Raw genomic sequence first — 23,533 nt, 5'->3', positions numbered from 1 at the left:
ATTGAAGGTAATGTCTTGGGATTCCTCTTCGACTGGCTTCTTTTTAGCCGGGCTGATGGCTTCAAGCTCTTCTTCGTTCTGGTTTTGCGGAATAATGAATTTAACTTCGAGTCGTTCACCAGTAACTTCTTTTATTGTTTCGGAAATTAATGGAGAATAGCGCTCTTCTAGCCAATCTCGAGCAAATTCATTAGGTGCTTTGATCACTAATGTGTCTCCTTGAAGATTATGTGCTTTAGTTGACTTCATCCAGGTTTCAAAGCTTGGTTTACTAATTTTCTTTTCTATTTTTGCTAAAGCCTGCTGCCATAGGTCAGATATATTTTCCAATGATGATCCCTCCTTTTCTTTGAAAATAACGGCTGAAAATGCCCACAAAAATGTTTATATAGAAAAAATGAATAAAATAAGATGTGGAAAAATATATAATAAGGAAAAAAGGCGACATTTCGACAATATCCACCACCTGTGGACAACCTTTTACATAGGGGTTGTATAACCTGTCCACATGATATCCACAATCTGTGGATAATAAAATATACACCGTTCAGTTATTAAGTGTGAAAACACAAATATGATAACAGAAATAACAAGAGCATGCAACGTTTTTTCAATGCTTATCCACAAGTGAAACAACCTGTTTATAACAATTGTCCACAGGTAGTGTTTTTGTGAAAAACTTGTCTATATGTAGTGTGGATAAAATAAATTTGTCGAAAAAAGTATCCACAAGTAAAAATATATGCTGAATGATAAATACGTGGATAAATAGATGGAAGACAGTCTTCTTATAAAAACAAGACATTTAAATTAATGGACTTACAAACAATATGGAACTAGATTATAGCGGATGTGCAAAAGGAATCATGAGTACAACAAAAATGGAATCAATCATAATGACACATAAATTTAATTGTGACCATGAGACCTGTTGAATGATTATGAAGGTAATTTGTATAACTTGTTCGCATGGAGAAAGTCGCCAATGCTCATAATTAGACATGGAACGAGAAGTGAAGTCTGATCCAAAAACGTGAGAATGAGGAGAGGTCTAAAGTCTAAGTCCAAAAAACTTGTAAAACAGGTTAAAACAAAACGGCTAATTTAAAATCAGCTATTAAAAAAATTTATAAGAAAATATCCCTTCAATCATTGCTATACAGGCTCGCAATCAATGGATTTCCCCAATAACCAAAAAATACTATTGAAATGAGGGTGACATTGGAGACGAAACAAAGTAAAATTCAGTACAGTGATGTTTTTTGAAAAAAGTTGCGCGTAAAGGTTAATCATCCGATGGATAGTTGACAATCTTTAGGTAGCATCTATATAATTAATAAGACTGTCTTTAACAGCTATTCCTCAGGGAGGTGTCATATAATGAAAAGAACTTATCAACCAAATAAACGTAAAAGAAGTAAAGTTCATGGATTCCGCAGCCGTATGAGCAGCTCGAACGGACGTAACGTTCTAGCACGCCGCCGTCGTAAAGGAAGAAAAGTATTATCTGCTTAGGCCACTGAAAATCAGTGGTCTTTTTTCACGTAATAGTGTAAAAATAGTGAGTAAACGCATGATTGATCGATTGCCCAAATAGAGAATATAAGACTTATTTATACATGAGCTGTTACGAACCGTGTATGAAAAAGAAGGTGTAAATGACATGAAGAAAGAATTTAGAGTAAAGAAGAATAAAGAATTTCAAGAAGCCTTTAAACAAGGTAAGTCATTTGCTAACCGGCAATTTGTTGTTTATTCTTTACAAAGAAATGACCAGTCTCATTTTAGAATAGGATTATCTGTTAGTAAGAAGCTTGGTAACGCTGTCAAAAGGAACCAAATCAAGCGTTATATTAGACAGGCCTTTCATGAGCTGGATCAAGAGTTAAAACCAAATTATGACTTTATTATTATCGCACGAAAGCCAACTGCTGAAATGAGCTTTTTTGAAATTAAGAAAAGCTTAATGCATGTTTTGAAGCTTTCTCGGGTTGTTAAAACACATAAACATGGAAATAATAAGTCATAATTTCATAAAAAGAGCTTTTTTTTATGAAATTTGGGAAAGACATCTTTTATTCATATGACATATGAGGAAAAGATGATAAAATACATACCATGAGTAAAATCAGTTTATTCGATTCTCAGTAAAAATGAAGAGATGATAGAAAAACTGTAACAATATTATCTAGGCATTAAGGAGGAAATAACGGTTGAAAAAGCGAATACCTTTATTGGTTGGTCTAATTCTAGTCACCGTACTTTTAGCAGGGTGTACTGAATTTAATGAGCCAATTACTTCCGAGAGTGAAGGCTTTTGGAACTCATACATCGTTTATCCGCTATCATGGCTTATTATTAAAATTGCAGGCCTTATGGGCGGAAGCTATGGTTTGTCGATTATTGTCGTAACAATTCTGATTCGTCTAGTAATTCTACCATTGATGATTAAACAAACTAAGAGTTCTAAAGCAATGCAGGCAGTACAGCCTGAGATGCAAAAGCTACGTGAAAAATATAGTTCTAAAGATCAAAAGACACAACAAAAGCTTCAACAAGAAACCATGGAATTAATGCAAAAACATGGTGTAAACCCATTGGCGGGCTGTTTACCATTGTTAGTACAAATGCCGATTCTTATTGGATTCTATCATGCGATTTCAAGAACGCGAGAAATTGCTAATCATAACTTCTTATGGTTTGATCTTGGCGATGCCGATCCATATTATATCTTGCCAGTTGTAGCAGGTATTACAACGTTCATTCAACAGAAGATGATGATGGCTGGACAAGACTTTAGTGCGAATGAAATGATGGCAACGCAAATGAAAATGATGTTATGGTTAATGCCAATCATGATCGTTATTTTTGCTATTAATTTCCCAGCGGCTCTTTCTCTATATTGGGTAGTTGGTAACTTATTTATGATTGTACAAACTTATTTCATTAAAGGTCCAGATTTAAAAAAATCTAAAGAAACACAACCTGCGGGAGGAGCGAAAAAGTGAAAGAAATAACTGCTACAGGACAAACCGTCAATGAAGCAGTACATTCGGCTTTAGCTCAATTACAAACAACAGAGGATCGTGTAGAAATCGAGATTCTCGATGAAGGAAGGAAAGGGATCCTTGGTATATTCGGATCCCGTCCTGCAGTGATAAAAGCAACGATGAAAATGGATCCGATTGCAGAAGCGGAGAAATTTTTATTAGAGGTCAGTGAGAAAATGGGCGCGCCGGTTGAAATTGAAACTGTTAGAGACGGTAAAAATGTTGAATTTATTCTATCTGGTAATAAAATTGCTTTATTAATAGGTAAACGAGGTCAAACATTAAACTCTTTGCAGTATCTTACACAGCTTGTCGTCAACAGATATTCTGATCAATATTTTAATATTATATTAGATGCAGAAAACTATCGCCAAAGAAGAATTGATACGTTGGTGCAGCTTGCTGAAAGATTAGCAAGCCAGGCAATTAAAACTGGTAAAAAGGTCTCGCTTGAGCCTATGCCTTCCTATGAGAGAAAAGTGATCCACTCTGCTTTGTCTCATGATAAGAAAGTAGAAACGTATTCGGATGGCAATGATCCTCATCGACATATTGTCATTTCACCAGTTAAAAATTAATTTTTTATAGAGAGTGTCCAAGCGGACGCTCTTTTTTTATGGATAAACGCGCAATTACTTCAGAACTCTTTCGGAACTTCCGAAAGAGCTTAGAAAACATTCGCAGCTTTTTTCACAAAGAATTGGTCAAAGAGGAAAATAATGAATTCAGCATTGTATGATTGTTATTCACATGTGGATAAGTTAAAATAGAGCATAATACCGACTTGGTTTCTGTGGATAATTTTTAGAAGAAAAAAATTTGTCTATACTGTTGATAACAGGTATTTTCCTTAGTTCGGGGATTTTTGACGAGGATGATCTTGCTTTTAATAATTGTTTGCATATGATATTCTGTTTTTTTGGGAAATAATTTTTTTCATAGATTGAAGGATGAGTAATTATAGATAAAAATGAAATGAGGTGAAGCCGCTTGGAACTTGATACAATAGCTGCTATATCTACTCCTATGGGTGAAGGCGCAATTGCGATTGTACGGCTAAGCGGACCTGAAGCTTTTGATATAGCGGATCATTTATTTAAAAGTGTGGGAGATAAACGTTTGAAAGAAGTCCCATCTCACACAATTCATTATGGCCATATTATTGATCCGAAGACTGACCAAGTTGCTGAAGAAGTAATGGTTTCGGTCATGAAGGGTCCAAAGACGTTTACAAAAGAAGATGTGATTGAGATTAACTGTCACGGTGGACTCGTTTCTGTCAATCGCGTCCTGCAATTGATGTTGACAAATGGTGCTCGCTTAGCTGAACCAGGTGAATTTACAAAGCGTGCTTTTTTAAATGGGCGCATTGATTTATCGCAGGCGGAGGCAGTGATGGATTTAATCCGAGCGAAAACGGATAAGGCAATGAATGTCGCCTTAGGTCAAATGGAAGGCAGATTGTCAAACTTAATTCAAAGGTTACGACAGGAAATTCTAGAAGTACTTGCCCATGTGGAAGTGAATATTGACTATCCCGAATATGATGATGTCGAGGAAATGACCCATCAGTTACTATTAGAGAAGGCAAGCTTCGTTAAAAAGGAAATCGAGCAGTTACTACGTACATCCCAACAAGGGAAAATTTTACGTGAAGGTTTATCAACGGTAATCGTTGGACGCCCGAATGTTGGTAAATCTTCGTTATTAAATAGCCTAGTCCATGAGAATAAAGCGATCGTGACAGATATCCCAGGTACGACAAGAGATGTAATAGAAGAATATGTGAACGTAAGAGGCGTGCCATTAAAATTAGTAGATACAGCTGGTATTCGGGAAACAGAAGATATTGTTGAAAGAATAGGGGTAGAGAGATCACGACAAGTATTAAAAGAAGCGGATCTTATTTTACTGGTTGTGAACTATTCGGATGAGCTTACGGATGAGGATATGAATTTATTTAAAGCGGTCGAAGGCATGGATGTTATTGTCATCGTGAATAAAACCGATTTAGAACAAAAGATTGATATGGAAAAAGTGAGACAGCTCGCAGCTAATCAGAAGCTAGTGACAACCTCTTTATTAGAAGAACAAGGAATTAACGAGCTTGAAGAGGCGATTTCTGAATTATTCTTTACTGGCTCCATTGAAGCAGAAGATATGACATATGTCTCTAACTCAAGACATATTGCTCTTTTACACCAAGCGATAAATTCAATTAATGACGCAATAGAGGGTGTTGATCTGGGCACACCGATTGACATCGTACAAATAGATTTGACAAGAACATGGGAAATTCTAGGTGAGATTATTGGAGATAGTGTACAAGATAGTTTAATTGACCAGTTATTCTCTCAGTTCTGTCTTGGAAAATAAGAAAAAAAACCGTTGATATAAATATAAAAAAAGAAAAGGGAGGTAAAATGAAATGGCTTATGAAGCAGGTTCATATGACGTTATTGTTATCGGTGCCGGTCATGCAGGAGTTGAAGCAGGTCTTGCCTCAGCTCGAATTGGGGCAAAAACTTTAATGGTCACAATCAATCTTGATATGGTTGCCTTTATGCCATGTAACCCTTCAATTGGTGGACCGGCGAAAGGAATTGTCGTACGGGAAATTGACGCATTAGGCGGCGAAATGGGGAAAAATATTGATAAAACCTATATCCAAATGCGTATGCTTAATACAGGTAAAGGCCCCGCAGTAAGAGCATTAAGAGCACAAGCGGATAAATTTACGTATCAGCATGAAATGAAAAAAACATTGGAAAACCAAGAGAATTTAACATTATTACAAGGTATGGTGGAAAGTTTAATTGTTGAAGATGGTGAATGTAGAGGTATTATTACGCAAACGGGCGCAACTTATTATGCGAAATCTGTTGTTATTACTACCGGTACATTTCTCCGTGGAGAAATTATCTTAGGAGAATTAAAGTATTCAAGTGGACCGAATAATCAACAACCATCGATTAAGTTGTCCGAATATCTAGAGGCTTTAGGTTTTGATATGGTTCGTTTTAAAACGGGAACGCCACCGCGCGTAAATAGTCATTCAATTGATTATAGTAAAACAGAAATACAACCAGGTGATGATGTACCGAGAGCATTCTCATATGAAACGACTAAATATATTACAGAACAACTGCCATGTTGGTTAACATACACGAACGAAAAAACGCATACGCTCATCGACAATAACCTACATCGTTCTCCGATGTATTCTGGTATGATCAAAGGGACAGGTCCTCGTTATTGTCCGTCAATTGAGGATAAGGTGGTTCGTTTTAATGACAAACCAAGACATCAAATCTTCCTTGAACCAGAGGGAAGAAACACGCAAGAAGTTTATGTACAGGGGTTATCAACTAGTTTACCTGAAGATGTACAACAAGACATTTTGCGGACGATTCCAGGTTTAGAAAATGTGCAAATGATGAGAGCTGGTTATGCAATTGAATATGATTCCATTGTACCGACGCAATTATGGCCAACATTGGAAACGAAAAAAGTGAAAAACCTTTATACTGCCGGCCAGATAAATGGGACATCCGGATATGAAGAAGCAGCCGGTCAAGGTCTAATGGCAGGGATGAATGCAGCGCTTGATTCACTTGGTAGAGAGCAAGTGATCTTAAGTCGCTCTGATGGCTATATCGGGGTCCTTATTGATGATTTAGTAACAAAGGGGACGAACGAACCTTATCGTTTATTAACTTCTAGAGCGGAGTACCGTCTATTATTACGCCATGACAATGCGGATCTTCGTTTAACAGAAGTAGGTTATAAAGTGGGCATGATTAGTGAGGAACGTTATCAAAAATTCTTGTCTAAAAAACAGCAAATTGAAGAAGAAAAAATGCGTTTAAAGAAGATTATTTTAAAACCGAATGCTGAGGTTCAAGGTTTAATTCAATCCCTAGGTGGAAGTGAATTAAAAGATGGGATACGTGCAAGTGATTTATTAAAAAGACCAGAAATGTCTTATACTCATATTGAACAGCTCGCTAAAGCAACGAGTGAGTTAGATGATGATGTAAAAGAACAAGTAGAAATACAGATTAAGTATGAGGGCTATATTGAAAAATCACTACAACAAGTAGACAGACTGAAAAAAATGGAAAACAAAAAAATTCCAGATCAAATCGATTATGATGATATCAATGGGCTTGCGTCTGAAGCACGTCAAAAATTGAAATCAGTGCGTCCTCTATCTTTAGCACAAGCATCTCGTATTTCTGGTGTAAACCCAGCAGATATTTCTATTCTACTCGTTTATTTAGAACAAGGAAGAATTGCGAAAGTGGCTAATGAATAAGAGAGGATTGAACGCATGAATACAGAACAATTTGTTCATTTGCTTGAGGAGAAGGGAATTTCCCTCTCCAAGCAGCAAATGGAACAGTATGAATTGTACTATTCGACGCTTGTTGAATGGAATGAAAAAATGAACTTAACGGCCATTACAGAAAAAGATGAAGTATATTTAAAGCATTTTTATGACAGCATCTCAGCTGCCTTTTATTACGATTTCAACCAGCCGTTAAAGGTATGTGATGTTGGAGCTGGAGCTGGTTTTCCAAGTATCCCTTTAAAAATTGCCTTTCCTCAAATACAAGTGACCATCGTTGATTCATTAAACAAACGGATTGGTTTTTTAAATCATTTAGCTGAAAAACTTGGATTAGATCATGTCGAATTTGTACATGATCGCGCGGAGACGTTTGGCAAAAACAAAAAATACCGCGAAAGCTTTGATCTTGTCACAGCTAGGGCGGTAGCAAGATTGTCAGTACTGAGTGAATTATGCTTGCCCTTAGTCAAAGTCGGTGGTACCTTTTTAGCTATGAAAGGTGCAGGGGCTGAACAAGAACTAGATAAAGCAAACAAAGCGATAACAACCTTTGGTGGTAAACTGATAGATTCACACACTTTCACATTACCAGAAGAAGAAAGTGAAAGAAACATTCTAGTAATTAAGAAAGAAAAATCTACCCCTAATAAATATCCAAGAAAGCCGGGAACGCCTAATAAATCACCGATTGAATCGTGAATTTGAGCGTATATGGTTTTTTATATCACTATAAATTGATAGACAATCGCAGGAATTGTCTACTTTGTAGAGAATAGGTTATAGGGAGTTTCGTAAAGGTGGTGCAGGGTGATGAAGCATTCTTTCTCACGCCTTTTTGGCCTAGGCGAAAAGGAAAAAACAAATGAAGACAAGCTAGACGAACAAGCAGATATGGAAATGGAAGAGGCAGAGACAGAGACATTAGCAAGCCAGGAAGAGGTAAAGAAGATCCCTATCGATCAAATCGTTCCTAACCGTTTTCAGCCTCGGACAATATTTGATGATGAGAAAATAGAAGAGCTTTCTCGTACAATTCATATTCACGGTATTATTCAGCCAATTGTCGTTAGAGAATACGGTGACAATCAATTTGAAATTATTGCAGGTGAGCGTCGCTGGCGTGCAATGAATAAATTGGGTTGGGAAGAAGTTCCCGCCATTGTCAAGAATATGAGTGATACAGAAACGGCCTCAATTGCGCTTATTGAAAACTTGCAGCGTGAAGAGCTTTCGCCTATTGAAGAAGCCGTTGCTTATGGAAAGCTACTAGAGTTACATAACTTAACACAGGAAGCATTGGCACAACGTCTAGGAAAAGGGCAATCAACAGTAGCCAATAAATTAAGGTTGTTGAAATTACCAGAAGAAGTACAAGAAGCCCTTTTAAGAAAAGAAATAACAGAACGACATGCAAGGGCACTTATTCCTTTAAAAAGCCACGAGAAGCAAGTTAGCTTATTAGCTGAAGTTGTTGAAAAACAGCTAAATGTAAAGCAAACAGAGGACCGAGTGGTAAAGCTATTAGAAAAAGATCAACCAAAGGCAAAACCAAGAAGAAAAGCATTTAGTAAAGATATGCGTATTGCTGTCAACACGATTCGCCAATCGCTTTCAATGGTTTCTGATAGTGGCATAAACTTAGATTCACAAGAAGAAGAATTTGATGAATTCTATCAAATAACAATCAAAATTCCAAAAAAGAAAAAATAAATGACCTAGCCAATCTCAAATCAACTTTTGCGAGATATGGCTCTTTTTTTATCCAGAAAATAGCATCTGGAAGATTTTCTTATTTTTCTTAAAATAATTATTCTTCCCCTCACGTTCATGATAAAATAGATTCGTGCGTTCGAAAAAAGTGAATGCGTACTAAAACAATGATGTCTTTAATAGGGGTTTTTAATAGATTACATACGTAGAAAAACAAACATGTGAAGAAAGCAGGTGAGTTCAGGTGGGGAAAACGATTGCTTTAGCTAACCAAAAGGGTGGCGTAGGAAAAACAACAACAGCAGTGAACTTAGGTGCATGTCTAGCTTCTATGGGCAAAAAGGTGTTGCTTGTAGATATAGACCCACAAGGTAATGCAACGAGCGGTATTGGTATTGAGAAGGCAGAAGTGGATTATTGCATTTATGATGTATTAGTAGACGATTTAGAAGCAAGTAAAGCCATCAAACCAACAATTGTAGAGAAACTGCATATAATACCTGCTACGATTCAACTAGCAGGAGCGGAAATTGAACTTGTACCAACAATATCAAGAGAAGTTCGGTTAAAAAGAGCTTTAGAAGACGTGAAGGAAAACTATGATTATATTATTATCGATTGTCCTCCATCACTAGGATTACTAACGCTCAATTCTTTAACAGCATCTGACGCCGTATTAATTCCTGTACAATGTGAATATTATGCGCTTGAAGGATTAAGTCAACTGTTAAATACGGTGAGACTTGTGCAAAAACATTTAAATCAAGATCTTCGTATTGAGGGCGTTTTGTTAACAATGTTGGATGCAAGAACGAATTTAGGTATTCAAGTCATTGAAGAAGTGAAAAAGTACTTTCAAGATAAAGTGTATCGCACGGTGATTCCTAGAAATGTACGTTTAAGTGAAGCACCAAGTCATGGGGAGCCAATTATCACATACGATCCAAAGTCTCGCGGAGCAGAAGTATACTTAGACTTAGCAAAGGAAGTGTTAACAAATGGCTAAGGGGTTAGGTAAAGGGCTTAATGCCTTCTTTACGAATGTGGACAAAGAAAGTGAAGAAATAATTGAAGAAATCAAACTTAAGGAAATACGTCCTAATCCGTATCAACCGCGAAAAATCTTCACAAAAGAGAGTATAGAAGAGCTAAAACAATCGATTCTCACACACGGAATCCTCCAACCAATTATTGTTCGTAAAAGTATTAAAGGTTATGAAATTGTTGTTGGTGAAAGAAGGTATCGGGCAGCAAAAGAGGCAAATATGCAGACGATGCCAGTCATTATTCGCGATCTATCAGAACAACAAATGATGGAATTAGCTATATTAGAAAACCTTCAAAGGGAAGATTTAACGCCGATTGAAGAAGGCGCAGCTTATCAATTATTAATTGAAAAACTAAAAATCACACAAGAGGAATTGGCTAAGAGATTAGGAAAAAGCCGACCGCATATTGCTAATCATATTCGCTTGCTTTCACTGCCAGCTAAAGTACAAGAGATGATTGCTGATGGAAAATTAACGATGGGTCATGGTAGGACGCTGTTAGGGTTAAAGAAAAAATCCCTTATGGATACGGTAGTAGAAAAAGTGTTAAAAGACTCTTTAAATGTAAGGCAGTTAGAACAATGGATCGGGCAATTAAACAAAAAAGTTCCACGTGAAACAAAGAAGAAGGAAAATAAAGATGTGTTTATTCAATCACATGAATCTTCGCTTAGAGAAAGGTTCGGCACGAACGTTCATATTAAAAAAGGAAAAAAGAAAGGGAAAATAGAAATCGAATTCTTTTCTAACGACGATTTGGAGCGAATACTGGATCTTTTAGATCAGCAAAAAGAATCCATCTAGCCGCTTAGTCGTTTGCTAGATAGACATCATGAAAAGATAGAAAGTATATTTGGGTAGCTCTAATGTTTTTATTAGGTACAGTAGTCAATTCACTATTAATTATTGTCGGTACATTAATCGGTAAGTTCCTTAATCGTATCCCTGAAAAAATGAAAGATACAGTGATGCAAGCTATTGGCTTGGCAGTAATGGTACTTGGTTTACAGATGGGGCTTAAGAGTGAAAACTTCTTAGTGGTCATTCTTAGCCTCGTTTTTGGGGCGATGCTTGGAGAATGGTTAAAATTAGAAGATAGACTCAATCAAGTCGGTATTCTATTAGAAAATAAAATTGGATCCAATCATCAAGGTAGCATCTCTCAGGGATTTGTCACAGCAACATTAATTTTTGTTATTGGTGCAATGGGTGTCATCGGTGCGTTAGATAGTGGGATCCGTGGAGATCATTCGGTCTTATATACAAAATCAATTATAGATGGCTTCACGGCTCTAATCTTAACGACCACTTTAGGTATCGGTGTCATATTCTCAGCCATCCCAGTCTTTATCTATCAAGGATTGATTGCGTTATTTGCGACACAAATTGATAAATGGATTCCCCAAGCGTGGATGGACAGCTTTATTCTAGAAATGACAGCTACAGGCGGCTTAATGATTTTTGCTATCGGCTTAAACTTAATGGGCTTAACAAAAATCAGGGTAGCAAATCTCTTACCGGGTATTTTTGTCACCGCCCTTGTCGTTTCTTTCTATTACTTCTTTTAATTTAGGTAACGAACAATCCTTGATAGGCATGGATTGTTCGTTTTTTCTTTGGTTTCAAGTCTTCATACAGGGGTTGAATGAGATATTCGAGAGATTCATGGGCAAAAGCAGTTAGACTACACAACTTTCCTTTCTTCATCATGGTTTAATGCATTTCAGCCTCATCAAATCAGATTTCCAAAATGTCTTTATTTATGTCGATTCCAAAGAAAATACGCGGCGATTTGCGTCTGGAAAAACGAAAATCGTCACGTATCGGTAGCTCGTATTTATTGTCAGTCGGAAACTCTTGTGTCACATTATAAAGTCTGTTCTTTACCCCAGTCGATAGGGATAAATTTTGCTTTTTCCATCATCGTTACTTCGTGGATGCCATTGGCAATGGTTTTGGCCATATTCATGACTAAGCTCAGTCTTGTATTTTGTAATACCATAAACTCCATAAACCCGCTCACATTGACGATGCCAGCGATATGTATATCACCAACTTCAGGTAAATCCTTATTTACTCCAGCACCTGGTTTAACAGGACCATCAGCAATTTGAATAATCCCCACACTTTTTACACGCCCTAAGCAGGCATCAATGCCGATAATAAAAGCATTAGGAAATTGTTCTTCAATATATGACAGTTTTTCAGATAGATTTACTGCATGAATAGGGTCTTCTAATGTGCCGAATACATGAAGGTTAGGAATAGATCGTTCTTTTAATAAGGTTCCAACTAATGGACCGAGCGAATCACCGGTAGAGCGGTCCGTACCGATACAAATAAGGACGAATGGTCTTTCTTGTATATTACTCGGGAGAAACTGCTTGATTTCATGAGCAAGTTTATTAGTAGCACTTTGTTCATCGTGTGGAATCCGAGAGGTTAATTTAGGTTTCTTATCAAAAATACGTGGATAAAAATTCATCAAGCGTCACTCCTTCAATGTCACTCTATAGAAAAGAGCGCTTTACTTTCTTTTTTAGCGATTGAATTGAATAGTAGTAATAGTATACGGAATATTCACTCATTCTATACGTGATTAGGACACGAAATATATTTTCCTCTGATGTTTATTGGAAATATATTAGTAGGACAAGGTATAATAGTGAAATAGAAGTGAAGAAAAGGGTGATGAAATTGGAAGAAAAACAATTTGATCTTAATAATATTGTTGAGATGAAAAAGGCTCACCCATGTGGAGCAAATCGATGGAAAATTATACGTATGGGCGCGGATATTCGCATTAAATGTGAAGGTTGCGGTCATAGTGTAATGATTCCAAGAAGAGAATTTACAAGAAAACTAAAAAAAGTATTGGCGTAATCAATGGTAAAGGTTATCTTTACCATTTTTTTCGATAAGAAAATGTGATTTTTTCAATGAGTTTTCATGTCTAGCTCCAGGTGCCATCCGGCTCTATGGTCTAGGCCAATCCGTCAAACAGGTTAAAGAACAATCTTTCCACCGGCTCATCTTATGCTTGTAGCCGATAGACGGGCGCCTTGCGCTTTTCTTAAAACGCTTAGTGAACTTGCTTATTTTTATACAAATCTCTATAATTGTTAAAGGCTTGTATAAAAATCGATTAATAATTTTTCTTAGATAGATTAAATGATTAGGAGTGACCTAAATGGCATTAACAGCTGGAATTGTCGGTTTGCCGAACGTTGGTAAATCCACCTTATTTAATGCAATAACTCAAGCGGGTGCTGAATCAGCGAACTACCCGTTTTGTACGATAGATCCTAATGTCGGTATTGTTGAAGTACCGGATGAAAGATTAGCGAAGTTAACCGAACTTGTTCAACCAAAGAAAACGGTACCTACCGCTTTTGAATTTACAGACATTGCTGGAATTGTTAAAGGGGCAAGTAAAGGTGAAGGACTTGGTAATAAGTTTCTTTCACATATCCGTGAAGTTGACGCGATTTGCCAAGTGGTTCGTTGTTTTGCTGACGATAATATTACCCACGTATCAGGAAAAGTGAATCCGATTGATGATATCGAAACAATCAACTTGGAACTGATTTTAGCTGACTTAGAATCCGTTGAAAAACGCATTGTACGTGTAAGTAAGCTTGCGAAACAAAAAGATAAGGAATCTGTTTTTGAATTAGAAATCCTTGAAAAATTAAAAGAAGCTTTCGAAGCAGATCAACCTGCAAGAACAGTAGAATTTACAGAAGAACAAATGAAATTGGTTAAAGGGTTACACTTACTAACGATTAAACCAATGCTTTATGTAGCGAATGTTGGTGAAGATGATGTGGCTGATCCTTCTACTAATGAATACGTTCAAAAAGTAAAAGAATTTGCATCCGCAGATAATGCAGAAGTGATTGTCATTTGTGCAAAAATCGAATCAGAAATTGCTGAGCTTGAAGGAGAAGAGAAGGAAATGTTCCTTGAAGAGCTTGGTATTGAAGAATCAGGTTTAGATCAATTGATTAAAGCATCGTACAGCTTACTTGGCTTAGCTACTTACTTTACAGCTGGCGTACAAGAAGTACGTGCTTGGACTTTCCGTAAAGGAATGAAAGCACCACAATGTGCCGGTGTCATCCATAGTGACTTCGAAAAAGGCTTCATACGTGCTGAAACAGTTTCCTACGACGACCTAGTCGTTGCTGGCAATATGAATGCAGCGAAAGAAGCTGGGAAAGTTCGCTTAGAAGGAAAAGAATACATCGTTCAAGACGGAGATGTTATGCACTTCCGATTTAACGTTTGATAAAATCCCCAATGAATTCTTGTAATAAAGGATTTATTGGGGTTTTTCTATAGAGTTACAGAGGCGTATCGTCATAATGCTTTAACCGCAAAAAATATTTCATCCTATTCGTTTTTTTCTTTTTATGTTTCGTCTATCTGTTTTTCCTTTTGAGGCAATTGCATATTGATCAAACGTATGATATACTTTTACCTTGTGAGTAATGAATAATTGCTCCTTGCCCTCACACGGGCCGTTTAGACCAAAAGGAGGTGAAAGTGATGAAAAAGTACGAAGTTATGTACATCATCCGTCCAAACATTGAAGATGAGGCAAAGAAATCTGTAGTTGAGCGTTTCGACGCAATCCTTACTGATAACGGTGCTGAAATCAACGAGTCAAAAGACTGGGGTAAGCGTCGTTTAGCTTACGAAATCAATGATTTCCGTGATGGATACTACCAATTAGTAAACATTAATGCTGATTCTAAAGCAGTTGATGAGTTCACTCGTCTTGCAAAAATCAGTGAAGATATTATCAGATACATCGTTGTTAAAGACGAGAAATAATAAATATGCTTAATTTTATCGAAAGGAGTTGATTCTGATGATGAATCGTGTAGTTCTAGTGGGGCGTTTAACGAAAGACCCAGAATTACGTTATACACCGAATGGAGTAGCAGTGGCTACTTTTACTCTTGCTGTGAATCGTACATTTACGAATCAAAATGGAGACAGAGAAGCGGATTTCATTAATTGCGTTGTTTGGAGAAAGCCTGCTGAAAACGTAGCGAACTTCCTTAAAAAAGGAAGCCTAGCTGGTGTCGATGGACGCTTGCAAACACGTAATTACGAAGGACAAGATGGCAAACGTGTATATGTGACTGAAGTTCAGGCAGAAAGCGTACAGTTTCTTGAACCAAGAAATGCTGCAGGCTCACAAGGTGGCTCGAATCAATATGGTGGCCAGAGAGATGATTATTCTTATGGTGGCAACAATAATCAGAATCAACGACCATATGATAATAACCGCAGCAACCAAGGCCAAACTCGTGTAGATCAAGATCCATTCGCTAATAACGGTCAAATCGATATTTCCGATGACGATCTTCCGTTCTAAACCAATAAGGCTTTGAAAAAATAATAGGAAAAGGAGTGACAAAACATGGCTGGTGGACGCAGAGGAGGACGTGCGAAACGTCGTAAAGTTTGCTATTTTACTGCAAACGGAATCACTCACATCGATTATAAAGATGTAGATCTTCTAAAAAAATTCATCTCTGAACGTGGTAAAATTTTACCTCGTCGTGTAACAGGCACAAACGCTAAATACCAACGTAAATTAACGATTGCTATTAAGCGTTCTCGCCAAATGGCATTACTTCCATTCGTTTCAGGTGAATAATAAGTAAATGTTCGAACACAGTAGGCTTCGCGCCTACTGTGTTTTTTAGGTTTAATTTAGTTTGAACACATGTTTCAAACGAGTCGGAAACCTGGCGAAGCGTAGAAATTTGATGGGATTCGGGTGGAAAAGAGTCAAAAAATGGGCGCGGGGTAGAAATTTGATAGGATTTAGGTAGAAACGCGTCAAAAAATGGGAGCAGGGTAGAAATTTAATAGGATTCAGGAGGAAGTGAGTTAAACACATGACCAAGAGCAGAAATTTGATAGGATTCAGGTGGAAACGCGTCAAAAACCTGACCAAGGTTAAAAATTTGATAGGATTCGGTCAGAAACGTGTCAAAAATTGCCCCAAAGTAAAAAATCTGATTGGATTAGATCGAAAACAATTGGAAGATAGCTGTGTAAACACAGTTAGCCCTCATTATTTGCAACGGTTAGAATCACACCCCCTTTTATTTCCGCTCCTTGTGCCCATATAGAGTCTCCTAAGAATCAATCCGATGGTCGACACTCCCTGAGTTGAGGTTATCCACACTCTAAATAATTAGAATATTTAAAAATATACCTTGCATTCTAAAAAGTTAGAACGTATTATTAATCTAGAACATACAATACAATTAGATAGGGGAGATGAAAATGACATCTTTTGAATGGAAGTCCATGAATATTGATATACATCAACAAAAACTGATCTCTAATCCGTTGCGAATGAAAATTATCTTTTTACTGTCGGAACGCGCGCTCACAGCGAAGCAAGTAGCAGATGAGTTGGGGAAATCAGCAGGTAGTATCCATTACCATATTCAGCAACTTTATAAGGGTAACATTTTAGAGATTGAATCAACGAAGGAGTACAAAGGAATTATCGAAAAGTATTACCGAGCGAAGGCTAATCAATTTCATCTTAATCAAACAGGTGCGAATGTTGAGGATAAAGGAAAAAGTACAAGAGGAACAACTTTATCTTTAACCAAAGAAGAGCTGCAATTATTCCAAGATGAGGTAGATGAGCTGTTTTTGAAGTATTTTAAAAAGACGGTTAAACCTGATGAGCAGACAAAAAATCGTGATACTTATGAAGTGAATTGCTCGTTTAAGAAACTACCGAAAGAGGGGGAAAGTTAAATGCCATCGTCAGCAGCCATAAAAAAGAATTTGGTGCTGTTTCTCTTAGCGAAAGTAGTGATTGTGTTTGGGTCATCTATCTATAGTTTCGCGATAGGATTATATGTTCTTGCGGTTACGGGTTCGGCCGTCAACTTTTCGATTACCCTCTTACTTACTATTCTACCTCGTATTATACTCGCCCCACTTGCTGGGACATTGAGCGACCGATGGAACCGTAAAAGAATCATTATTACAACCAATTTTGCTTGTGCCCTTTGGATTGCCGTTATTTGTGGTTTGTTTATTTTTGTCACACAAGACATTTGGCTACTTTATTTAGCGACATGCGTACTCAGTATCATCAATACCTTCTATTCTTCAGCAGTGATGTCCTCCATATACAATATGGTCGGTCCAGATTTCTTACAAAAAGCAATGTCTCTCAATCAAGCCGTGGCCTCCTTCTCCGTTATATTAGGGCCAATACTTGGAGGCATCCTTTTCGGACTATTACCTCTCTCAAGCTTCATGTTGATCAACATATGTGGATTTTTCCTTTCCGGTATAGCCAGTCTTTTTATTAACTATTACTTATTTGTCGAAAAAACAGAAAAACAGCAAGTAGGAACGATTCAGACCGAGTTAAGAGCAGGTCTATCCTATGTAAAAAAACAAACCTTGCTTCGCCAATTAATCTTTATGTCTATATGGGTGAATTTTTGGTTTGCAGTTTTTCCCGTAGCACTACCTTATCTCGTTCTTACGATTCGCCAAATGCCAACTTATCAATTTGGTCTTATTGAGGGTAGCTTTGCTGTGGGCATGTTAGTCATGAGTACGATTCTGTCGTTAAAAGCAGAGATGAAAAATAAATCATTCAGTATTGGAATTGGTATGGTGTGCTTAGGAATATTGTTAATGTTAATAGGAATGCCACAACTGATAGAGATTTCTAATCAAGTGGTCTTCGTTTATTTAATAGGGATCGTGCTACTCCTAGCGGCAGCAATCATGATTATTAATATTCCAGTGATGGTACTCATTCAAAAAAGTACAAAAGATGAATATCGTGGTAGAGTGATGGCCATACTCGAAACAGGTGCGAGTGCAGCAACACCTTTAGGGTATATCCTATTTGGTTTATTTCTTGAATGGTGGCCGATATGGGTGATCATGCTCGTTTCAGGAGGCAGTATTATTTGTATGATTCTTTATCATACAAGAAATAAACAGTTTTTTAACCTATTAAAACAAACTGACCAAACCAAGGTCGTTTCAACCGAAGCATAAAAGGGAAAATCGTAATGAGAACCTTCTAGAATGATTGAACCTTCATTCTTGGAGGTTTTTTGCATGATTGCCTGTTTTCTTGATAGATAAGGATGATTTGGTTATGAAAGAATATATTTACACGAAATGAAGCATTCATTCAGTTGAATACCTATCCATGAGTGTATACAATAATAGATGCGGGCTTGTGCCCAATTTGAGAGGTGAATCTATTTGAAAAATGTACATAAACTTACTGAAGGGGCAGTTTTATTAGCTGCTTTTGCTGTGTTACTATTGATGTCCCTTTATTTGCCGATTATCGGAACAATTGTCACTTTCGGCTTACCGGTTCCTTTTATGTTATTTGCCGCTAAAAATAAGCGAAGTGATGCGGCTATCTTTTTTGTTGCGGCTATTTTGATTTCATTCATTGTTGGAACCATTACAGCCATTCCATTAACCCTTATCTTTGGCTTAACAGGGTTAGTGATTGGAGAGTTAATTAAGCTGAAGAAAGAACGGACAGCGATGTTGCTCGGTGGTTCTTTAGCGTTTTTAGCGATGTTTTTACTCGTTTTTGCTGGCATGAACGTGCTATTGAATATCAATTTTGTTGAGGAACTAAAAGTAGTTCTTGAGCAATCAATGGATATGACAAAAAACATGTTATCTACGATAGATAATAATGAAGCAGAACAAATTATCGAGCAGTTAGAAGCGACAATTACTGCATTAGAGACATTACTTCCAAGTCTCCTTGTGCTTTCTTCTGCAATGTATGTATTTATTATTCAGCTGATTGGTGTACCCATTGTCAGGAGATTTGGTATTGAAGTGAAAAAATGGCGCTCATTTGCCGATATCAGTTTCCCGAAAAGTATTTTATGGTATTATTTATTAACCATCCTTGCCCAATTTGTCATGAGACCAGAGGAAGGTTCTTTTACAACGATGGCCATTATGAATCTCCTTTTCGTTTTACAGCTAATTATGGTGATTCAAGGGCTCGCCTTTATCTTCTTCTATAGCAGATTAAAGAATTGGCCAAAGATTGTGCCCATTGCCATCCTCATATTTACCTTTTTAATGCCAATCTTCCTTTATATTGTGAGGATATTAGGTATAATTGATATAGGATTTGATTTAAGAAAACGATTAGATAATAGGGATGCATAACACTACTGTTTAGGAGTTGAAAACATGCCCTCGTATTTAGAAAAGAAAACGATGCGTTATTGCCTGTTTGCTTTAATTGGTGTAACCGTCGTTCTTCTAGCGATTATGGCGTTGTACAATTGGATATTGAGTCTCGTTGCGCTCCTCCTTTTCGGCATTCCTTTCTACCTATTATTTAAGTTTGATTATGAGCAGAGGAAGGAAACAGAGGAGTACATATCGACCTTATCTTACCGTGTGAAAAAGGTAGGGGAAGAAGCATTAATGGAGATGCCAATTGGAATTATGCTGATTAATGATGAGTATTATATCGATTGGACGAATCCTTATATGGCATCATGCTTTGGGGAAGATACATTGGTAGGGAGATCACTTTATGATGTGGCAGATGCCTTAATCCCTATCATTAAGAAAGAGATTGAATCAGAAACCATTACGCTAACAGATCGCAAATTTCGTGTGGTACATAAGCCTGATGAACGTCTGCTTTATTTCTTTGATGTAACTGAGCAAACACAGATTGAAAAATTATACGAAGATGAACGTACCGTTATTGCTATTATCTTTTTAGATAATTATGATGATTTAACACAAGGAATGGATGACCAGACAAGAAGTAGTTTGAATAATCTTGTCACCTCTATTCTGAATAAATGGGCCATGGAAAATGGCGTTTTCTTTAAGCGTGTATCTTCAGAGCGGTTTATTGCCGTCTTTAACGAAAGTATTTTGGACCAATTCGAGAAAAGTAAATTCACCATTCTTGATTTTGTCAGAGAAACGACGGCAAAACAAAATGTGCCACTCACATTAAGTATAGGTGTCGGAGCAGGGGTTTCCGATTTGCCAGAACTAGGTGTCTTAGCTCAGTCTAGTTTAGACCTTGCTCTCGGTAGAGGTGGTGACCAGGTAGCAATTAAACAGCCAAATGGTAAAGTGAAATTTTTCGGAGGGAAGACGAACCCCGTCGAGAAACGAACGAGGGTGCGGGCACGCGTTATTTCTCACGCTTTAAAGGAATTAGTCTCTGAAAGTGATAAAGTCATCGTCATGGGTCATAAACGACCGGATATGGACGCAATTGGTGCTGCCATTGGTATTCAGAAGGTAGCAGAGATGAACCATCGTGATGGCTATATTGTCGTTAATAAAGACGAATTTGATCAAAGCGTAAATCGTTTAATGGGTGAGATAGAGAAAAAAGAAGAGCTTTATGCGAAATTCATCACGCCAGATCAAGCGTTAGAGATGGCAACTGACGATACTTTACTTGTTGTTGTTGATACCCATAAGCCTTCTATGGTGATAGAAGAGCGATTGCTTGCTAAAATAGAAGATGTAGTTGTGATTGATCATCATCGTCGCGGCGAAGATTTTATTAAAAATCCGCTGCTTGTTTATATGGAGCCTTATGCCTCTTCGACAGCAGAATTAGTGACGGAATTGCTAGAATATCAACCGAAGAATCGTAAAATTGATATGCTTGAGGCGACTGCACTACTCGCTGGAATCATCGTTGATACGAAGAGCTTTACGTTAAGAACAGGCGCCAGAACCTTTGATGCAGCATCTTATTTAAGAGGACAAGGAGCGGATACAGTCCTTGTGCAACGATTCTTGAAAGAAGATGTCGACACGTATATTAAACGGGCGAAAATCATTGAAACGGTAGAATTTTACCGAAATGGCCTCGCCATTGCTAAAGGTGCTGAGGACGATATATACGACCAAGTGTTAATTGCACAAGCAGCTGATACATTACTGGCAATGGACGGTGTGACAGCTTCATTCGTCATTTCTTATCGTGCTGATGAAATGATTGGTGTGAGTGCTCGCTCATTAGGTGATATTAACGTACAGGTCATTATGGAGGCGCTAGAAGGGGGCGGCCATTTGACAAATGCTGCTACTCAATTAGATGATGTCTCAATCAATGATGTGGAAGGTAAATTAAAAGAAGCAATTGATGAGTATTTAGAAGGGAGAAAAGAAGAATGAAAGTCATTTTCTTAAAAGATGTTAAAGGAAAAGGGAAAAAAGGTGAAGTGAAGAACGTAGCAGACGGCTATGCACATAACTTTTTAATTAAACAAGGACTCGCTGTAGAAGCAAATAACTCAAATGTGAGTTCATTGAATGCACAAAAAAAGAAAGAAGAAAAAGAAGCAGCAGCTGAGTTAGAAGAAGCGAAGCAATTAAAAGAAACATTGGAGAAGTTGACACTCGAATTTTCAACAAAAGCTGGAGAGGGCGGTCGTCTATTCGGTTCGATTACAAGCAAGCAAATTGCTGAAGAATTAAAGAAGGCGCATGATATTAAAATCGACAAGCGCAAAATCGAATTAAGTGACGCCATTCGTACTTTAGGATACACAAAAGTACCGGTTAAACTGCACACAGAAGTATCTGCTACGTTAAATGTACATGTAAAAGAAGCCAATTAAAGAATTTAACAACGCATCAAAAGAATTCATGGTAAAATAATAGAGTGAAAAAATGTGATCGGTGAAGGCTGATCACATTTTTGTCATCTAACGTGTTTAAAATGTGTCAGTATGAGGGGGTTCTATTTGTTTTGAGTGAATTATTTGCTGATCGTCTCCCTCCGCAAAACATAGAGGCTGAACAAGCTGTTCTAGGCGCAATCTTTCTGGAGCCTTCCTCGTTAACAATGGCTTCAGAACTATTAATTCCTGAAGATTTCTATAGAGCGGCTCATCAAAGAATCTTTAATGTCATGCTGAAACTAAATGACAAGGGAGAAGCCGTTGATTTAGTAACAGTAACAGAAGAATTGAACGCAGCCAAAATGTTAGAGGATACAGGCGGAGTAACTTATTTAAGTGAATTAGCTGCATCTGTTCCAACAGCAGCAAATATAGAATATTATGCTAAGATAGTAGAAGAAAAATCGATCTTACGTAGACTTATCCGTACGGCAACAGACATTGCCCAAGATGGATATACGAGAGAAGATGAAGTAGAATCACTACTTGGCGAAGCAGAAAAAAATATATTAGAAGTATCGCAACGTAAAAATGCAGGGGCTTTCCACAATATTAAAGATGTGCTTGTTCGTACGTATGATAATATCGAGGTCATGCATAATCGTAAAGGTGATATCACTGGAATAGCGACTGGGTTTGCTGAGCTTGATCATATGACAGCAGGCTTTCAGCGCAATGATTTAATTATCGTTGGCGCTAGACCTTCCGTTGGTAAAACAGCTTTTGCCTTAAATATCGCGCAAAACGTTGCCGTAAAAACACAAGAAAATGTTGCGATATTTAGTTTGGAGATGGGTGCTGAACAACTCGTTATGCGTATGCTTTGTGCGGAAGGAAATATCGATGCACAACGTCTCAGAACAGGTTCTTTAACCGATGATGATTGGGGCAAGCTGACGATGGCGATGGGGAGCCTATCGAATGCTGGCATTTTTATTGATGATACGCCTGGTGTTAGAATCACTGAAATTCGTTCAAAATGTCGCCGCTTGAAGCAGGAACATGGCTTAGGCATGATTCTCATTGACTATTTGCAGCTTATTTTAGGTAGCGGCCGTTCTGGTGAAAACCGTCAGCAAGAAGTCTCTGAAATCTCTCGTTCCCTAAAAGCACTTGCGAGGGAACTGCAAGTACCTGTTATTGCCTTATCTCAGCTATCCCGTGGCGTTGAGCAACGACAAGATAAACGTCCAATGATGTCTGATATACGTGAATCAGGAAGTATTGAGCAGGATGCTGATATCGTTGCCTTCTTATATCGTGATGATTATTATGACAAAGAGTCCGAAGACAAAAACATCATCGAAATCATCATCGCTAAACAACGTAACGGCCCGGTTGGTACCGTCCAGCTCGCCTTCGTCAAAGAATATAATAAATTCGTCAACCTAGAAAAAAGATTTGACGATTCATTTGCTCCGCCTGGGGCATAAAGAGGGAAACAGCATTTGGCTGGTTCCCTCTTTTTTAATGGAAGTCGCGGCAAATGGGTAAATATAAAAGGAGCGGTGAGATTGCACATGTTTTGAGATAGATATTGGTGAAAATGGTGGAGTGGAAGTGGTTTGGGGGGGAATTATAAAGATAACGGGGCAGAAGTGAATTGCTCGTACATCAAAAGGAAAAACACAA

The 23,533-nt window shown here is 37.6% G+C and carries 24 protein-coding genes; 22 read left to right on the top strand and 2 right to left on the bottom strand.

Annotated features, from left to right (window positions below; genetic code table 11):
• The coding region (locus MKX83_RS23940) for a DnaA N-terminal domain-containing protein (RefSeq protein ID WP_289435091.1) at nt 1-330 on the bottom strand (330 nt) is incomplete at its 3' end.
• A 1,050-nt stretch (nt 331-1,380) separates the two neighbouring features.
• Here MKX83_RS23940 and rpmH point away from each other — a divergent pair.
• The 11 genes from rpmH (at nt 1,381) to MKX83_RS23885 (ending at nt 11,731) form a co-directional block, all read left to right on the top strand.
• Nucleotides 1,381-1,515, top strand: coding sequence for a 50S ribosomal protein L34 (gene rpmH, locus MKX83_RS23935; protein ID WP_016201470.1), 135 nt, complete (start codon nt 1,381-1,383; stop codon nt 1,513-1,515).
• A gap of 148 nt (nt 1,516-1,663) precedes the next feature.
• Nucleotides 1,664-2,029 carry a ribonuclease P protein component gene (gene rnpA / locus MKX83_RS23930; protein WP_095371330.1) on the top strand — a complete coding sequence of 122 codons (366 nt, stop codon included), beginning with the start codon at nt 1,664-1,666 and terminating at the stop codon, nt 2,027-2,029.
• 184 nt (nt 2,030-2,213) lie between these two features.
• A complete protein-coding gene (gene spoIIIJ / locus MKX83_RS23925; protein WP_095371331.1) occupies nt 2,214-3,008 on the top strand; it encodes a YidC family membrane integrase SpoIIIJ in 795 nt (264 codons plus the stop codon).
• Entirely contained in the window at nt 3,005-3,628 is a 624-nt protein-coding gene (gene jag, locus MKX83_RS23920; protein ID WP_095371332.1) for an RNA-binding cell elongation regulator Jag/EloR, read from the top strand. Before spoIIIJ ends, jag begins: the two co-directional genes overlap by 4 nt.
• 412 nt (nt 3,629-4,040) lie before the next feature.
• Nucleotides 4,041-5,426 carry a tRNA uridine-5-carboxymethylaminomethyl(34) synthesis GTPase MnmE gene (gene mnmE / locus MKX83_RS23915; protein ID WP_095371333.1) on the top strand — a complete coding sequence of 462 codons (1,386 nt, stop codon included), beginning with the start codon at nt 4,041-4,043 and terminating at the stop codon, nt 5,424-5,426.
• A gap of 52 nt (nt 5,427-5,478) precedes the next feature.
• Nucleotides 5,479-7,368: a tRNA uridine-5-carboxymethylaminomethyl(34) synthesis enzyme MnmG gene (gene mnmG, locus MKX83_RS23910; RefSeq protein WP_341058515.1), complete on the top strand. Its 1,890-nt coding sequence runs from the start codon at nt 5,479-5,481 to the stop codon at nt 7,366-7,368.
• A gap of 15 nt (nt 7,369-7,383) precedes the next feature.
• On the top strand, nt 7,384-8,103 hold the full coding sequence (gene rsmG, locus MKX83_RS23905; protein ID WP_307319120.1) for a 16S rRNA (guanine(527)-N(7))-methyltransferase RsmG: 720 nt from the start codon (nt 7,384-7,386) through the stop codon (nt 8,101-8,103).
• A 111-nt stretch (nt 8,104-8,214) separates the two neighbouring features.
• Nucleotides 8,215-9,114: a nucleoid occlusion protein gene (noc, locus tag MKX83_RS23900; RefSeq protein WP_322910622.1), complete on the top strand. Its 900-nt coding sequence runs from the start codon at nt 8,215-8,217 to the stop codon at nt 9,112-9,114.
• A gap of 244 nt (nt 9,115-9,358) precedes the next feature.
• Nucleotides 9,359-10,120 (top strand): ParA family protein, encoded by a 762-nt coding sequence (locus tag MKX83_RS23895; RefSeq protein WP_095371337.1) that lies wholly within the window; start codon nt 9,359-9,361, stop codon nt 10,118-10,120.
• On the top strand, nt 10,113-10,967 hold the full coding sequence (locus MKX83_RS23890) for a ParB/RepB/Spo0J family partition protein (protein WP_341058508.1): 855 nt from the start codon (nt 10,113-10,115) through the stop codon (nt 10,965-10,967). The genes MKX83_RS23895 and MKX83_RS23890 overlap by 8 nt, the downstream gene beginning before the upstream one ends.
• Before the next feature lie 62 nt (nt 10,968-11,029).
• Complete coding sequence (locus tag MKX83_RS23885; RefSeq protein WP_095371339.1) at nt 11,030-11,731, top strand: DUF554 domain-containing protein; 702 nt, start codon at nt 11,030-11,032, stop codon at nt 11,729-11,731.
• 299 nt (nt 11,732-12,030) lie between these two features.
• Here MKX83_RS23885 and yyaC read toward each other — a convergent pair whose 3' ends face one another.
• Complete coding sequence (gene yyaC / locus MKX83_RS23880) at nt 12,031-12,648, bottom strand: spore protease YyaC (RefSeq protein ID WP_095371340.1); 618 nt, start codon at nt 12,646-12,648, stop codon at nt 12,031-12,033.
• Between the two features lie 206 nt (nt 12,649-12,854).
• Here yyaC and MKX83_RS23875 point away from each other — a divergent pair, with 206 nt between their 5' ends.
• The 11 genes from MKX83_RS23875 (at nt 12,855) to dnaB (ending at nt 23,334) form a co-directional block, all read left to right on the top strand.
• Nucleotides 12,855-13,046 carry a DUF951 domain-containing protein gene (locus MKX83_RS23875; protein WP_180317033.1) on the top strand — a complete coding sequence of 64 codons (192 nt, stop codon included), beginning with the start codon at nt 12,855-12,857 and terminating at the stop codon, nt 13,044-13,046.
• 307 nt (nt 13,047-13,353) lie between these two features.
• Nucleotides 13,354-14,454, top strand: a complete 1,101-nt coding sequence (gene ychF / locus MKX83_RS23870) for a redox-regulated ATPase YchF (protein ID WP_095371342.1) — start codon at nt 13,354-13,356, stop codon at nt 14,452-14,454.
• A 260-nt stretch (nt 14,455-14,714) separates the two neighbouring features.
• Nucleotides 14,715-15,002 carry a 30S ribosomal protein S6 gene (rpsF, locus tag MKX83_RS23865; protein WP_095371343.1) on the top strand — a complete coding sequence of 96 codons (288 nt, stop codon included), beginning with the start codon at nt 14,715-14,717 and terminating at the stop codon, nt 15,000-15,002.
• 37 nt (nt 15,003-15,039) lie between these two features.
• On the top strand, nt 15,040-15,552 hold the full coding sequence (ssb, locus tag MKX83_RS23860) for a single-stranded DNA-binding protein (RefSeq protein WP_095371344.1): 513 nt from the start codon (nt 15,040-15,042) through the stop codon (nt 15,550-15,552).
• Between the two features lie 45 nt (nt 15,553-15,597).
• A complete protein-coding gene (gene rpsR / locus MKX83_RS23855) occupies nt 15,598-15,837 on the top strand; it encodes a 30S ribosomal protein S18 (RefSeq protein WP_095371345.1) in 240 nt (79 codons plus the stop codon).
• A gap of 638 nt (nt 15,838-16,475) precedes the next feature.
• Nucleotides 16,476-16,964 carry an ArsR/SmtB family transcription factor gene (locus MKX83_RS23850; RefSeq protein WP_233435335.1) on the top strand — a complete coding sequence of 163 codons (489 nt, stop codon included), beginning with the start codon at nt 16,476-16,478 and terminating at the stop codon, nt 16,962-16,964.
• Entirely contained in the window at nt 16,965-18,236 is a 1,272-nt protein-coding gene (locus MKX83_RS23845; protein WP_341058499.1) for an MFS transporter, read from the top strand.
• Between the two features lie 213 nt (nt 18,237-18,449).
• On the top strand, nt 18,450-19,394 hold the full coding sequence (locus MKX83_RS23840; RefSeq protein ID WP_095371348.1) for a YybS family protein: 945 nt from the start codon (nt 18,450-18,452) through the stop codon (nt 19,392-19,394).
• Between the two features lie 24 nt (nt 19,395-19,418).
• Nucleotides 19,419-21,392, top strand: coding sequence for a DHH family phosphoesterase (locus tag MKX83_RS23835; RefSeq protein ID WP_095371349.1), 1,974 nt, complete (start codon nt 19,419-19,421; stop codon nt 21,390-21,392).
• A complete protein-coding gene (rplI, locus tag MKX83_RS23830; RefSeq protein ID WP_095371350.1) occupies nt 21,389-21,838 on the top strand; it encodes a 50S ribosomal protein L9 in 450 nt (149 codons plus the stop codon). Before MKX83_RS23835 ends, rplI begins: the two co-directional genes overlap by 4 nt.
• Before the next feature lie 131 nt (nt 21,839-21,969).
• Nucleotides 21,970-23,334, top strand: a complete 1,365-nt coding sequence (dnaB, locus tag MKX83_RS23825; RefSeq protein WP_095371351.1) for a replicative DNA helicase — start codon at nt 21,970-21,972, stop codon at nt 23,332-23,334.
• Nucleotides 23,335-23,533 lie beyond the last annotated feature (199 nt).

This window comes from Cytobacillus sp. FSL M8-0252, from assembly GCF_038007345.1.
Classification (GTDB): domain Bacteria; phylum Bacillota; class Bacilli; order Bacillales; family Cytobacillaceae; genus Cytobacillus; species Cytobacillus kochii.
The sequence above is the reverse complement of the archived record's forward strand: the minus strand, read 5'-3'. Positions and strand labels throughout refer to the sequence as shown.